The organism is Burkholderiales bacterium, from assembly GCA_036262035.1.
Classification (GTDB): domain Bacteria; phylum Pseudomonadota; class Gammaproteobacteria; order Burkholderiales; family SG8-41; genus JAQGMV01.
Window position 1 is genome coordinate 396,665 of the sequence record DATAJS010000009.1, and the last position, 13,095, is coordinate 409,759.

Genomic DNA, 13,095 nt, shown 5'->3' on the forward strand with positions numbered 1-13,095 from the left:
CGCCGGCGCACGCGTCCGGGATCCATTTTGACTTTCGTAGGGTGCGCGCAAGCGCACCGTTAGCACGGACCCTACGAAAACGTGTCGAGTCGATGTATGCGTGCAGTACTGTGTAAAGCCTACGGCCTCCCCAAAGACCTCGTCGTCGAGGAAATCCCTTCGCCTACGCCGCGTGAAGGCGAAGTGCTGGTGACGGTGAAGGCGGCGGGCGTCAACTTCCCCGACACGCTGATGATCCAGAACAGATATCAGCACCGGCAGGCGCTGCCGTTCTCGCCCGGCTACGAGATCGCGGGCGTGGTGCAAGCGCTCGGTCCCGGCGTCAGCGGATTGAACGTCGGCGACGCGGGCATCGCCATGCTGCGCTCGGGCGCGTTCGCGGAGGAAGCGATCGTCCCGGCGGATCGCTTCTGGCGCATCCCGAAAGACGTCGATTTCGTCGATGCCGCTGCGTTCCCGCTCGCCTATGGCACGAGCTATCACGCGCTGAAGGATCGCGGACAGCTCAAGGCAGGCGAGACGCTTCTGGTATTGGGCGCGGCGGGCGGCGTCGGCCTCGCCGCGGTCCAGCTCGGCAAGCTCATGGGCGCGAAAGTGATCGCGTGTGCATCGTCGGCGGACAAGCTCGAGACGTGCAAGCGCGCGGGAGCCGATGCGCTCATCGACTACAGCAAACAGGATTTCCGCGAAGCGGTGAAAGCGATTGCCGGCGACCGCGGGGTCGACGTGATCCTCGATCCGGTGAGCGGGCCGTATGCCGAAGCCGCAGTGCGCTCGACGGCGTGGTACGGGCGCTATCTCGTCGTCGGCTTCACCAGCGGCGAGATCCCCAGGATCCCGATGAACCTGCCGCTGCTCAAGGGCTGCTCGCTGGTCGGCGTCGCGTGGGACACCTATTCGCGCCGCAATCCCGAAGGCGGCAAGCAGAACGTCGCCGAAATGATCGAGTGGATCAGGAGCGGCAAGCTCAAACCCACGGTGACCGCGCGCTACAGCCTCGACGACGCGCCGAAAGCGCTCGAAGATGTCATGGAGCGCCGGGTGCAGGGCAAGGCGGTCATCGTGATGTAGCGTTCGTGCGCCGCGCGATTGCTTCGTCGCTGCGCTCCTCGCAATGACTGCCTGGCGGTCATCGCGAGGCGGCTCCGAAGGAACGCCGACGCGATCCATGACGCACGACATTGCTTTACACGATCCGCCAGACGCTGTGCTTCGCGCGGTCCCCGATGCCTGCGGCCGCCTCGCGCCACGCGCGATGGTCGACGCTGTCGGCTTCGACGCCCTCGCGCTTCAGAAGCCAGCGCGGCAAGTCGTCCCCCGGGGTGATGAGACGCAAAGCCTGTACATCGTCGGCCGGCGCGGCCTGTAAGAGCTCGACGACCTCGACGTCGACGTCCGCCGAGCCGTATACCCAGTCCAGCGTGACGATCCCCGACTCCGTCGCTACAGGACTCTGCGCCTCGAACAGCGGCCGCTCGAAGCGCCGGCAGAGCTTGCGCATGCCCGCGCGCACGGCCTCGAACGCAGCGCTCGCGGCGCGCACATCCATGTCCCGCAAGTGGCCGTCCACGTCGTCGAAATGCTGCTCCCACACGACATCGGGCAACTCGGCACTCCCCGATTGCCGCGCCAGCACCCTGCCCCGCGGCAGCTTCAGATCGAGCCGGACGTCACACGCGAGCAGCCGCTGCCGCAGCACGGCATCGGCCTGCGCCGGCTGCGCGTAATAGAAGTTGAACGAGACGATCATTCAAGTCCTGACGTATTGTTCTCCACCCGCGTAGATTAAAGGAAGGAACGCTCTCTTGGCTGCACCCATGCCCGGTCGCGACGTCGAGGCCGATGCCCGACGCGTATACGATTGCGTCGTCGACGGCGGCATCGCGATCATCCATCTCGACGTCGCCTATGCCGTGCTCGCTCACACCGCGGACGCGGTGCGCAGGTTCTACGAGGCGAAGCGCCGAAGCTATAACAAGCCGACCGGCATCCTGGGCAACCACCGGTTGCACGAGGAGCTGCACCTGCTGTCCGATCAGCAGCGGGAGATGGTGAGAACCATCACCCGGGATTACGACCTGCCGCTCGCGGTGATCGCGCCCTTCCGCAAGAATCATCCGCTCATCGCGCGCATGGATCCCTTCGTGGCTACGCAAGCGGTGAAGGGCGACACCCTCAACATCCTGCTCAACGCGGGAACGTTGCGCACCGCGATCGCCGACCTCGCGATCGGGAACGGCAAGCTTTTCGTCGGCACGTCGGCCAACACATCGCTCGCCGGCAGCCGCTACCGCCTGGACGACATCGAACCGGATGTCCGCTCCATAGCGGACCTCGAGATCGATTACGGGCCTTCGAAGTACGCCAATCCGCTGGGACTGTCCAGCACGATGATCGATTTCTCGACCTATCGGGTGCAGCGTGCCGGCGTGTGCTTCGAAGAGATTTCGAACGTGATGGAGCGCCGCTTCGGCATCACGCTGCACAAATGACGATCAGCCGGCCTGCGGATAGTACGTCCCGCGCCCGATCGCGACGAGACCGCCCTTTTCGTCGCTGACGTCGATGTCCACCACCGCCACGGTCTTGCCCGCACGCCGCACGCGCGCGGTCGCCACCAAAGCGTCGCCGACCGCCGGCTTGAGGTAATCGATCCGCAGGTTGATCGTCGGCACGCCGCCGCCGACCATCGCGCCGATGGCGAAATCGCCGGTGACATCGATGAGCGATGCGATCGGCCCGCCATGGAACTGCTTCGTCCCCGGACGGCGCTCCAGCCCCGGATGCATCGGCATGCGAATCTCGACCTCGCCCGCGTCGTTGTCGATCCTGAGCACCTCCAGCTTGAGCGTGCTCATGAACGGCGACGCGGCGAAGAGGTCCGCGAGGCGCTTGGCGTCCAGCTTCGGCTTCTGCTCTTCGCTCACGGCTTCACCACCACTTTCCCGAAGACTTCGCGGTTCTCCAGGAGATCGAACGCCGCGTTCACCTCTTCCAGCGCGAACGTGCGGTCGATGATGGGCTTGAGCTTCTGCGTTCTCACCAGCTCGAAGAGCTGCTCGATGTCCTCGCGCATCCAGCCGTTCGATCCCAGCACCTGCAGCTCGAAGGTCCAGATGAAGCGGATGTCTTCCTTGGGATCGTAGCCCGCGGTCGCGCCGCACGTGAGCAGCCTGCCCTGGCGGTGCAGGATGCGCAGCGACGGGACCCACGTGTCGCCGCCGGTGAAGTTGACGACGACGTCGACACCCTTGGTGAACTGCCGCCGGTGCGGCTTGCCGAACTTTTCAAACACCCAGTCGGTGAGCTTGTGCTGGGTGTAATCGAGCAGGTGATCGGCGCCGAGGTCTTTCAACCGCGCGAGCTTGGCGTCGCTCGACGAGCACGCGATCACCTCGCAGCCCGCGAGCTTCGCGAGCTGCACGCAGCACGTGCCTACTCCGCCCGATGCGCCGAGGATCAGCACTTTCTCGCCGGCTTTGACGCGCCCGATGGTGTACATCATGCGCAGCGCGGTGCCGTACGCGACCGGAAGGCAGGCCGCGTCCTCGTACCCGATGGCCTCGGGCAGCTTCACCAGGTGGTGCGTCGGCACCTTGCAGTATTCGGCGAGGCCGCCGTGCCACATCTCGCCGATCAGGCCGCCCATGTTCACGCGGTCGACCGGGTCGATGAGCACGCGGTCGCCGGCTTTCCAGTCGTGCACGCCCGAGCCGACCTCGACGATGTCGCCCGCGAAGTCGATGCCCATGATCGCCGGCATCGGCACCTTGATGCCGGGCATGCCGCGCCGCGTGAAGAGGTCGTGATAGTTGAGCGAGGTCGCGCGCACGCGCACGACGACCTCGTCGGCGCCCGGCTTCGGATCGGGAAAACCCGATTCGAGCCTGATCGAGCCCGGTCCGCCGTGCTCGTAGATCACTGCTGCTTTCAAATCCGTTACTCCTGGAAGAAGAGGATGGCCGCGCCGCACGCGTCGGCCGGCAGAACCCAGATTGCGCCGTCGGCGCCGTCGCGCGGATCGGCGCCGTTCTTCGCGAGCAGCGCGCGCGTCGCGGCAAGATCCTTCACCGAGAAGCCTATACCCGCAGGGCTCGGCAGCGCGGGCGCCGCAGCGCCGGGTGCGCGCCGCGCCCACGCCTCGGGCGTCGCGATCCACACGCTGCCGCGGGCGAGCGCGATGCGCCACTCGCCGTCTGCGGTCGACTTCGCATCCGCACCGAACAGCGCGGCGTACTTGTCGGCCACCGCTTGCGCATCCGCCGCGCACAGAAACACGTCGCGTATCGCGACGGCGCCGTTCGGGTGATCGAGCAGATGCGGCTGCCACAGGACATCGGGCGTGAGATGCTCGATGAAGATCATCCGCGATTCGGGATACGCGGCGAGATCGAAATAGAGGTTCCGGAACGCCGCCTTGCGCGTGTCGCTCCCGTCGCGGCCGTATGCGGCGTCGCGCTCGAGCTTCCTCACGCCTTCGACCGCGATGCCGCGCCGCTTCAGCGTTTCATACGCTGCGTCCGCCGAATCGACGCCGAACGCGACGATGTGCGCGCCTTCGTAGCGCGCGACGAGGCTCTTGATGTTGCTGTAGATCGCCGGGTCGGTGAGGCCCACGATCTCGAGGTAGCCGTCGCGGAACATCGCGCAGTGGTTCCCCGAGCCGAACGGGATCACGGGCGCGCCGGGCGACGGCGAGCCGCGGTGGAGGCTGCGTGGCGTCAGCGTGAATCCCAGGCGCTCGTAGGCGGCGCGTCCGCGCTCGAGGTCCTTGATCGCGACGCCGACGTGGTCGAGCTTCACTGCATCAGTCATGTTGTCCTTCCTGCACCCAATGCAGCACGAAACCGCTGAGCGACACCCAGCAGCCCGCCGCCGACGCATGGACGTCGACCCCGCGCTCATCCCATAGCCGTCGGGCGGACGCCAGATCGGCGACGCTGACGGTCATGGCGTGCATGCCGATGCGCCCGGCGTCGTAGCCGTAGGTCTGCCGCCATGCGTCGCGGCTCATCACCGTCACCGTGCCGCGTCCCGGCAGCCTCCATGCGTCCGCGCCGGATCGCTGCGCGCCGAAAGCCTGCATGCGCGTATCCAGGCCGGAGGCATCGTCGGCGACGAACGTCACCGAGCGAAGCTCGCGCGCGCCGTTCTCGTGCGTACGGTAGCGCGGCTGCCACAGATATTCCGGCGTCTGGTGCTCGATGATCAGATAGCGCGCCTCGGGCCACGCCTCGTCGCGGCTGAAGATGTTGCGAAAGCGCATGGTGCGCGGCTCGCCGTCGACGTCGAGCACTCGCTCGCGGGGAACCGGTGGCCGCAAGGCATCGGTGCGTTTCGACAGCGCCGCGTGCGCGGCGTCGGCGTTCTCACAGCGCAAGGCGAAGAGATACAACCCCTCGCCCTGTTCGATGAAGTGCTGCCACGGGTTGTAGCACGCCGGATCGGCGGTCCCGATCAGCTCGAGATAGCTGTTGCCGAGGATCGCGCAGCGGTTCGCGGTCGCCCAAGGATGGAAGCCTTCGCGTCCCGGCACCGCGCCGCGCTGGCGGCTCACCGGCGTCAGCGTGAAACCGAGGCGTTCCCACTGCGCGGCCGCCTCGTCGAGCGACTGGGCGATGCAGCCGGTGTGATCGAGATCGAGTTGGAGCATGGCGTAATTGAAAACAGTCATGGCGAGGAGCGAAGCGACGACGCAATCTCGTTGCGAACGTTAACCGTGCGTCACGGGATCGCTTCGTCGCGTTGCTCCTTGCGATGAGATCATTGCCCTACGCCGCGGCCTGCCAGAGCGCGGCCGCGCGCTGCTTCAGGCCTTTGCGGTCGACCTTGTTCGGACCGGCGAGCGGCAGCGCGTCGACGAAGCACACGCCGCGCGGGTGCTGGTAAGCGGGGGCGTTGGCGAGGGCAAAGCGCTTCACGTCTTCCTCGGTGAGCGGGCTGCCCGGTTTCCGCACCACGAAGGCGTACGGTTTCTCGCCCTTGATCTCGTCGGGCACGGGCACCACGCACGCCTGCACGATATCGGGATGCTGCTCGAGCAGGTGCTCGACTTCGCCGGGAAAGATGTTCTCTCCGCCGGACACGAACATGTCGTCGCTGCGCCCGACGAAGAAGTACGCGCCCTCCGCGTCGCGCCTGAAGACGTCGCCCGAGATGTACCAGCCGTCGTCGGTCAGCACCTCGCGCGTCTTCTCGGGCAGGTGGAGATAGCCGCGCATGTTCGCCGGCGTGCGCTGCCACAGCACGCCTTCGTCGGCGTCGCGTCCCTCGGCATCCACCAGTCGAAGCTCGACGTCCTCGAACGGCCAGCCGATCGACGTCGGCGGAAGCTTCTTCTCGGGACGCGGCCCGCAGACCACGGGTCCGGCTTCGGTCGTGCCGTAGCTGTTCATCACGAGCGCATTGGGAAAAGCGGCTTCGACTTCCCGCCAGAGCTTCATCGAGATCGGCGCCGAGCCCATGCGGATGGTCTTCACGCTCGAGCGGTCGATCCGCTCCATCAGGTCCTTCTCGCGCAGGCACATCGCGTACATCGGCGGCACGCCGGTGAGCCACGTGCACCCGAAGCGCTCGATCGCTTCGAGGAAGTGCCGCGCGTCGAACTCCGGCATGAGCACGACGCTGGCGCCCGACGCGAGCACGAAGAGCGTCGTGCACAGCCCGTTCATGTGATTGAGCGGCGCGGCGACGAGCAGTCGCTGCCGGGTGAACGGCCCGCCGCGCTTCATGCGGATGCGCGTCGCCCAGAGCTGACCTGCGTGGCTCAGCGGCACGCCCTTGGGAACGCCGGTCGAGCCCGAGGTGTAGAGGATCATCGCGACTTCGTCGCCTTCGGGCCTGACGGTCTCGAACTCTCCGCGGTCGAGCAGCGCATCGAACGCGCCGGGATCGTCGAAATCGGTGACGGGCAGATCGCGCGAAACCAGCGCGCGCCGCGGCGCGTCGCAGAACACGTGCTTGACCTCGGCGTCCTGCAGCACGTACTCGACCGTCTGCCGCGGAAACTTGTGGCTGAACGGCACCGCGACGAGACCGGCACGGGCGATGCCGAGGAAAGCGATGACGTATTCCGCACGGTTCGCCGAGAGGATCGCGACGCTGTCGCCGCGCTTCAGGCCGCGCTTCAGAAGCCCGCGTGCGCACGCGTTCGCCAGCGCATCGACTTCGGGATGGGTGTACGTGCGCGGCGCATCCCAGTTCCGGACATCGATGAGGGCGACGCCCTCGCCGGCGACCTCCCGGTCGTACAGCGCCCCGAAGTTGTACGCCCTGGTCATCAGCGCCGCACCGGCACGACCGCGGCGAACTTGGAGCCGCGCACGCACATCCGGCCTTCGGGGTCCTGCCAGAGCTTCTCGTCGACGTGCAGCTTGCCGAACGCGCGTGTGATCGCCTGCAGCGGCACGCCCGGGAAGGCCTCGATCACTTCGGCGTAATACATCGGCGCCTTGTCGATCATCGCCAGGATCTTCGCTGCGACCTCCGCCACTTCCTTGTCGGCCGGCTTGCGCTCGCCCGCCTTCACCGCCTGCGGATCGAGCTTGTAGTTGCCGTACTTCGCCACGTCCGCATAGGCGTAGGCGATGCGCTCGTAGCGCTCGCGCGGGATGCCTTCGGGAATCGTCGCGTCGATGCCCACCTTGGCGCCGGTCGGCACCACGCCCGCCGGCATGACCGGCAGGCTGGGATCGAGCGGCTTGGCGCGCGCGCCGGGGATGATGAACACATCGCGGTCCGCCTGCACCCGCGTCGCGATCGCCCACTCGACGTCGAGCGCGTTGTAGACGTCGATGTCGTCGTCGACCACCACCGCGTGCTTGATGTCGCCGATCGAGAGCGCGGCCATGAGCGCGTTCTTGCCCTCGCCCGCCTGCTTCTTGATCGACAGGACGACGTGCCACGACCCCGCACCGCCGAGGGTCACGTTCATGTCTTTCACCTGCACGCCCGCGGCCTTCATCGCGGTGCGCAGCTGCGACCAGCGCGTGGGGATCATGAGCCACGTCACTTCCCACGGCATGTGCAGCGCGTAATAGATCGCGTCGCGGCGTTTCGAGATCGCTTTCACGCGCACCAGCGGGTTCCAGTGCAGCCCGCCCATCAGCCGCGTGAACTCCCCGAAGCGGCCTTCGGGCCAGGTCCAGCCGGTCGGCAGGATCTCGGCTTCGAGCACGATCTCGGCGTCGGCGATGTGCGGCACGTCGATCGTCTCGCACATCGAGAGCTCCACCGGCGCACCGCGCAGGCCGCCCGCGATCGTCATCTCGTCCACGCCCGCCGGCGCGCGGTAACCCGCCGCCATGAACTCGTACATGTGCGTGCCGATCGAGATCGAGATCGGCAGCGGCTTGCCCGCTTCGTACGCCTTGTGCGCCAGCGCGCGCAGGTTGTTCGGGGTGACGATGTCGATGCCGGTGAGGTTCTTCTCTTTGAGGAGGAACCGGTAGATGCCGGCGTTGAGCTGATCGCCGTCGCGCACGATGGTGACGCCCGCGGTGATCATGGGGCCGCCGTCCAGGATGGACGACATCGGCACCGGCAGGTCGAAGAGGTCGACGTCGCCGCCGACGTGCGTCACTTCGCGCGTGGCGCTGGTCTCGACGTAGACCGGCGGAATCGGCTTCGCGATGGCGCGCGTGAGCTTGTCTTCGATGTCGGCGTAGCGATCGACGCCCATGCTGATCCCGACGCGCTTCGCCGAGCGCAGGATGCCCGAGACGACCGGCATGTCGTAGCCGACGACGTCGTGGAAGAGCAGCGCCTTGTCGGCCTGGTCGACGAGCGTCGCGATGTGGCGGCTGTCGACCGGCTCCCGGATGTCTTCGAGCTCGCCCGCGGCGCGCAGGCGCTCGAGCAGCTCGCGGAAAGTCTCGCGTTCGTACATGGCGTCATTTCTCCTTGATGCCGGTGAGCGCCGCCGCCTTCTTCCAGCGCGCGCTCTCGGTCCTGATGATCGCCGCGAGCTCTTCGGGCGTGCAGGTCACGGTCTCGGTGCCCTGGTTCGTCAGTGCGTCGTGCACCTCGGGCGACGACATCGCGCGCTTGATCTCGGTGTTCCAGCGATCGACGATCGGGCGCGGCAGGCCCGCCGGGCCGACGATCGTATAGTAGCCGGTGACCGCGAGGTCCTTGTACCCGGCCTCGACCAGCGTTTCGGTGTCGGGATACGTCGGCGAGCGCTTGGCGCCGGTGGTCGCGATCGCGCGCACGCGCCCTGCCTTCACGTGAGGAAGACCGGTGTTGGGCTGCGTGAAAACGAGCTGGATCTCGCCGCCGATCGCCGCGGCGATCCCCGCCGCGCCGCTCTTGTACGACACCGGCTCCATCTTGATGCCCGCGGCTTTCGAAAAGAGCTCGCCGGTGAAGTGGTTGGTCGAGCCCAGGCCCACCGTTCCATAATTGAGCGCGCCCGGACGCGACTTGGCGTATGCGACGAGCTCTTTGACGTTCTTGAACGGCAGCGTGGGATTCGCCACGATCAGCAGCGGCTGCTGCGCGAAGAGCGAGATCGGCTGGAAATCGCGGATCGGGTCGTAGTTCACCTTCTTGTAGTACGCCGGCGCGATGAAGAGCGCGCTCGAGGTCGCCATGAAGAGGGTGTAGCCGTCGGGCGCTGCGTTCGCCGTCAGCTCCGCGGCGAGCACCCCGCCCGCGGAGCCGCGGTTGTCGACGATGACCGGCTTGCCCAACTGCTCGTGCAGCTTGGCGGCGACGGGGCGCGCCATGATGTCGACCGTGCCGCCGGCCCCGAAGGGCAGGATCATGCGGATAGGACGCGCGGGATAGTTGTTCTGGGCGTGCACGGACGCGCACGAAACGAGCGCGGCAGCGCTCAGCAACACACGGTAAGCGGATTTCACGGGGCTGGAACCTGAAGAAGTGGAAAGGACGTGCTGACGTCCCGATTATAAGGATGTCAGGTCGTTCCTTACGCACACGAACCGGCCCCGCGAAAGCTCAGACCCGGGACCTCACTCCGCGGGGATGCACCACACCCGCTTCGCATGGTCCTTCGTCGCGACGTCGAAGTGGATGCCGTTCGGATCGCGGTACTTGCGCTCTTCCCTGGGCCCGTTGCCGATGCCCTTGATCTGGCCGTGATACACCGCGCCGCTCTCCTCGACCCGCGCGGCGCCGCTGTCCATGTCGTCGACCAGGAAGCCGATGTGGTGCAGCCCTTTGCGGCCTTCCGCGTTGATGTTCCCGGAGTGGATGATCGCGAGGCTCATGATGCCGTCCGACATCATGATCGCGACGGGCGACTGGCGCACGCGCTTCATCTCGAACGCCTGCTCGTAGAACTGCGCGGTCTTCTCCATGTCGTCGACCGTGATCGCGATGTGACGCAGCTTGGCCATGCCTGATTCCTCCGGATGTGTATGGACCTATTGCCTGTATAGCGTACCGAGATCATATAGCGCGAACAGGAGCGAGGTGCCTTTGGGTGAGATGAAGTTGCCGATAGCGACGAATACGCTACGCCACGCCTTCGCCTTCTGCTCGGCCTTGTCCGCGCGCGCCTTCTCGGCCTGCCGCATCTCGGCAATGAGCGGCTTGACGTCGATACCGCGCGTATCCCCGGCCGCGGCGCGCTCGAGGTGCTTCCGTCCTTCACCGAACCTGCCCTGCAAGCCGTTCGCGATGCCGAGATTCAGATCCAGCGCGAAGGACGCATCGCCCTGCCGGCGCGGGCGCAGCGCGGCTGCACGCTCGAGGTACTGCTCGGCGCGACGGAGATCGTCGTCGACCGCCGCATTGCCGGCGATGCTTCCGGCACGCGTCTCGCCGGGCATCTGCGCCTGCGCTCGCACCCGCGCGCGATCGAGGTGGGCGCTGCCGAGGACCAGGTAGAGGTCCCACGACGGCGGATCGTCGTCGCGCCTGGTGTAAGGCTCGAGCCGCTCGATCGCGGCCGTATAGGCTTGCGCCGCACCGGCGAGATCGCCCGCCTGCTCCGCGCGCCGGCCTTCATCGGCCTGCGTGCGCGCGATGGTCGTCATCACGCCGGTATACGACCCGAGCGTGCGCACGGCGGCACTCGCCGGAACTGCCGCGCAGCAAAGCATGAGGCACAGCGCCGCCAGATGTGACACCGCGCTCATTCCGGGTTGCGGCTCAGGAAGAACGCGCTGTCCGGATCTTCGGTCACCGGCACCCCCGAGCGCTTCAGCGACTCGCGCAACTGGCGCATGTGCACGTCGCGGATCTTCATCGTCGGCTGGCGCAGCGGCCCGCCGTTGAAACCGTTGAGCCACGCCTGGTACTTCCAGACCTGGCGGTGCAGGATGCCCGCGCCGGGCATGTAGCTCGCGGTGATCGAGCGCTGGGTCACGCGCGAGGGGTTGATCTTCCAGTAGAGCTCCATCATCTCGTCGAAGCGGCCTTCGCGCACCAGGCCGAACATCTTCGGCAGCAGCGGCCCGTAGAACTCGTAATTGCTCGTGCCCATGAACTGGATGGGCAGGATGCCCGCGAGCGGGAACGCTTCGCCTTCGACGGGAATCGTCACCACGACTTCGTGAGCGTGATTCTTCCAGCACTGGATGAACCCGGCCGGCGTCGGCATGCCCGATTCGGCCTTGATGCAGACGATGTTCGGGATCTCCTTCACCATGCGCTCGACGAGCTGCGGCGACATGCCTGCCGGGTGCACGCGCTCGAAGCCCCAGTGCGGCACGGGGAAGAGGATGACGCCGAGCCGCGTCGCGTCGCAGAAACGCTTCGTATAGTCGAAGATCTGGTCCTCAGACGTCGCGTGGAAGTTGTGCGGATAGCCGAGCAGCACGAGCTCGCAGCCTTCGGCTTCCGCCATCTGCACCGCTTCGATGTTCTCGTCGAGCGTGTTGAACATCGCGTGGTGGACGAGCTTCACCCGGCCCTTCGCTTCGTCGTGCGACCACTGCACGAAATCGCGATACTCATCGACCGTGATCGCCACTTCCGACACCAGCAGCGTGCCCCAGAAGCCGCACTCGACCTCCTTGCGGATGTCGTGGCGTATGCCTTTCTCGCCGAGGTGCTTCAGGTCCTGCGTATACGACGGGATGACGACGTTGCACAGGCCGCGCATATGGGCACGCGCCCACTCGCGCGCCTCGTGCTTCCTGTACCGGACCATCTAGTAATACACCGATCGCCCGGCGCCGCCGGTGGCGACGACGAGCTCACCGCTGATCGCCCACGACTTGTCGGAGACGAGGAAGGTCACCACGTGCGCGACTTCGCTGGCGTCGACCATGCGGCAGATCGCGTTGCCTTTGGGCGAGTCGGGCGCGTAGTTGCGCTTCTCGACTTCCTCGGGGCTGATGCCCGCCTCTTTCGACTGCCTGGCCAACAGGCTCGGCGTGCGCTCGGTACGCGTGGTGCCGGGATGGACGCAGTTCACGGTAATGCCGTAGCGGCCGAGCTGCACCGCGAGCGTCTTCGCCATGTGCACGAGCGAGGCGTTGCGAGCGCCGCCCGAGAGATTGCCGGCGTTGCGTGCGTTGGTGCCGCTCACGTTGATGATGCGGCCCCAGCCCGCTTTCTTCAGGTGCGGGATGACCGCCCGCGCGCAGCGCAGCGCGCCGACGTACTTGGTATTGAAGTCGAGCAGCAGGTCTTCGTCGACCACGGTCTCGATGGGGCCGATCGCGGTCGCCGAGCCGCCGGGCGACGAGCCGCTGTTGACCAGGATGTGCAAGCCGCCGAGCTGCTCGGCCGCCTGCGACACCATCGCTTCGACCTGCTCGCGGCTCGTCACGTCGGCCGCGATGCCGATCACGCGGCCGCCGGTCTCCGCCGAGAGCTCCTTCGCCGCCGCATCGAGCTTTTCCTTGTTCCTCGCGACGATCGCGACGTCTACGCCTTCGCGCGCGAGCTCTCTCGCGATCGCCTTGCCGATGCCCTGGCTGCCGCCGGTGACGATCGCGCGCTTCCCCTTGAGTCCGAGATCCATGCGTATCCCCCTCCGATGCCGGTCGTGGATGTATCAGTCTGGCACAATCCCCGAAGCAATAACACGACGTCGGGATGGTCGCTCAATCAGCGAGACCGACCTGCAGTCGGTGCTGAAGGCGAGTTTCTCCTTCTGGTTTTCCTCTGCGCGCCTCT

Annotated in this window: 14 protein-coding genes; 2 read left to right on the plus strand and 12 right to left on the minus strand. The window is 66.6% G+C overall.

Features of this window, described 5'->3' with window-relative positions; translation table 11 throughout:
* Positions 1 to 96 precede the first annotated feature (96 nt).
* Positions 97 to 1,071 (plus strand): NADPH:quinone oxidoreductase family protein, encoded by a 975-nt coding sequence (locus VHP37_07840; protein ID HEX2826241.1) that lies wholly within the window; start codon positions 97 to 99, stop codon positions 1,069 to 1,071.
* A 115-nt stretch (positions 1,072 to 1,186) separates the two neighbouring features.
* Here VHP37_07840 and VHP37_07845 read toward each other — a convergent pair whose 3' ends face one another.
* Positions 1,187 to 1,750, minus strand: a complete 564-nt coding sequence (locus tag VHP37_07845) for a hypothetical protein (GenBank protein HEX2826242.1) — start codon at positions 1,748 to 1,750, stop codon at positions 1,187 to 1,189.
* Between the two features lie 55 nt (positions 1,751 to 1,805).
* On the opposite strand from VHP37_07845, the gene VHP37_07850 reads away from it, so the two are divergent.
* Positions 1,806 to 2,492, plus strand: a complete 687-nt coding sequence (locus tag VHP37_07850) for a Sua5/YciO/YrdC/YwlC family protein (protein HEX2826243.1) — start codon at positions 1,806 to 1,808, stop codon at positions 2,490 to 2,492.
* A gap of 3 nt (positions 2,493 to 2,495) precedes the next feature.
* Here the strand turns inward: VHP37_07850 and VHP37_07855 are convergent, their stop codons facing one another.
* From VHP37_07855 to VHP37_07905, 11 genes are all read right to left on the minus strand, one after another.
* Complete coding sequence (locus tag VHP37_07855) at positions 2,496 to 2,927, minus strand: PaaI family thioesterase (GenBank protein HEX2826244.1); 432 nt, start codon at positions 2,925 to 2,927, stop codon at positions 2,496 to 2,498.
* Entirely contained in the window at positions 2,924 to 3,934 is a 1,011-nt protein-coding gene (locus VHP37_07860; GenBank protein ID HEX2826245.1) for a zinc-binding dehydrogenase, read from the minus strand. The genes VHP37_07855 and VHP37_07860 overlap by 4 nt, the downstream gene beginning before the upstream one ends.
* Before the next feature lie 5 nt (positions 3,935 to 3,939).
* Complete coding sequence (locus tag VHP37_07865) at positions 3,940 to 4,815, minus strand: VOC family protein (GenBank protein HEX2826246.1); 876 nt, start codon at positions 4,813 to 4,815, stop codon at positions 3,940 to 3,942.
* Positions 4,808 to 5,653: a VOC family protein gene (locus tag VHP37_07870; GenBank protein ID HEX2826247.1), complete on the minus strand. Its 846-nt coding sequence runs from the start codon at positions 5,651 to 5,653 to the stop codon at positions 4,808 to 4,810. The genes VHP37_07865 and VHP37_07870 overlap by 8 nt, the downstream gene beginning before the upstream one ends.
* A 118-nt stretch (positions 5,654 to 5,771) precedes the next feature.
* Positions 5,772 to 7,280: a class I adenylate-forming enzyme family protein gene (locus tag VHP37_07875; GenBank protein ID HEX2826248.1), complete on the minus strand. Its 1,509-nt coding sequence runs from the start codon at positions 7,278 to 7,280 to the stop codon at positions 5,772 to 5,774.
* Positions 7,280 to 8,887 carry a UbiD family decarboxylase gene (locus VHP37_07880; GenBank protein HEX2826249.1) on the minus strand — a complete coding sequence of 536 codons (1,608 nt, stop codon included), beginning with the start codon at positions 8,885 to 8,887 and terminating at the stop codon, positions 7,280 to 7,282. Before VHP37_07880 ends, VHP37_07875 begins: the two co-directional genes overlap by 1 nt.
* A 4-nt stretch (positions 8,888 to 8,891) precedes the next feature.
* Positions 8,892 to 9,863: a tripartite tricarboxylate transporter substrate binding protein gene (locus VHP37_07885; protein HEX2826250.1), complete on the minus strand. Its 972-nt coding sequence runs from the start codon at positions 9,861 to 9,863 to the stop codon at positions 8,892 to 8,894.
* Positions 9,864 to 9,974: 111 nt separating this feature from the next.
* Positions 9,975 to 10,361: a VOC family protein gene (locus VHP37_07890; protein HEX2826251.1), complete on the minus strand. Its 387-nt coding sequence runs from the start codon at positions 10,359 to 10,361 to the stop codon at positions 9,975 to 9,977.
* A gap of 27 nt (positions 10,362 to 10,388) precedes the next feature.
* Complete coding sequence (locus tag VHP37_07895; GenBank protein HEX2826252.1) at positions 10,389 to 11,105, minus strand: hypothetical protein; 717 nt, start codon at positions 11,103 to 11,105, stop codon at positions 10,389 to 10,391.
* On the minus strand, positions 11,102 to 12,121 hold the full coding sequence (locus tag VHP37_07900; GenBank protein ID HEX2826253.1) for a dihydrodipicolinate synthase family protein: 1,020 nt from the start codon (positions 12,119 to 12,121) through the stop codon (positions 11,102 to 11,104). Before VHP37_07900 ends, VHP37_07895 begins: the two co-directional genes overlap by 4 nt.
* The gene (locus tag VHP37_07905) at positions 12,122 to 12,940 is read right to left on the minus strand and encodes an SDR family NAD(P)-dependent oxidoreductase (protein ID HEX2826254.1); all 819 of its coding nucleotides are present in this window, start codon (positions 12,938 to 12,940) and stop codon (positions 12,122 to 12,124) included.
* Positions 12,941 to 13,095 lie beyond the last annotated feature (155 nt).

What these genes read in the sequence shown, in the direction of transcription:
- VHP37_07880 (HEX2826249.1), bottom strand. Translation starts at nt 8,887, where the DNA reads ATGTACGAACGCGAGACTTTCCGCGAGCTGCTCGAGCGCCTGCGCGCC.
- VHP37_07895 (HEX2826252.1), bottom strand. Translation starts at nt 11,105, where the DNA reads ATGAGCGCGGTGTCACATCTGGCGGCGCTGTGCCTCATGCTTTGCTGC.
- VHP37_07875 (HEX2826248.1), bottom strand. Translation starts at nt 7,280, where the DNA reads ATGACCAGGGCGTACAACTTCGGGGCGCTGTACGACCGGGAGGTCGCC.
- VHP37_07900 (HEX2826253.1), bottom strand. Translation starts at nt 12,121, where the DNA reads ATGGTCCGGTACAGGAAGCACGAGGCGCGCGAGTGGGCGCGTGCCCAT.
- VHP37_07870 (HEX2826247.1), bottom strand. Translation starts at nt 5,653, where the DNA reads ATGCTCCAACTCGATCTCGATCACACCGGCTGCATCGCCCAGTCGCTC.
- VHP37_07905 (HEX2826254.1), bottom strand. Translation starts at nt 12,940, where the DNA reads ATGGATCTCGGACTCAAGGGGAAGCGCGCGATCGTCACCGGCGGCAGC.
- VHP37_07845 (HEX2826242.1), bottom strand. Translation starts at nt 1,750, where the DNA reads ATGATCGTCTCGTTCAACTTCTATTACGCGCAGCCGGCGCAGGCCGAT.
- VHP37_07890 (HEX2826251.1), bottom strand. Translation starts at nt 10,361, where the DNA reads ATGGCCAAGCTGCGTCACATCGCGATCACGGTCGACGACATGGAGAAG.
- VHP37_07865 (HEX2826246.1), bottom strand. Translation starts at nt 4,815, where the DNA reads ATGACTGATGCAGTGAAGCTCGACCACGTCGGCGTCGCGATCAAGGAC.
- VHP37_07840 (HEX2826241.1), top strand. Translation starts at nt 97, where the DNA reads ATGCGTGCAGTACTGTGTAAAGCCTACGGCCTCCCCAAAGACCTCGTC.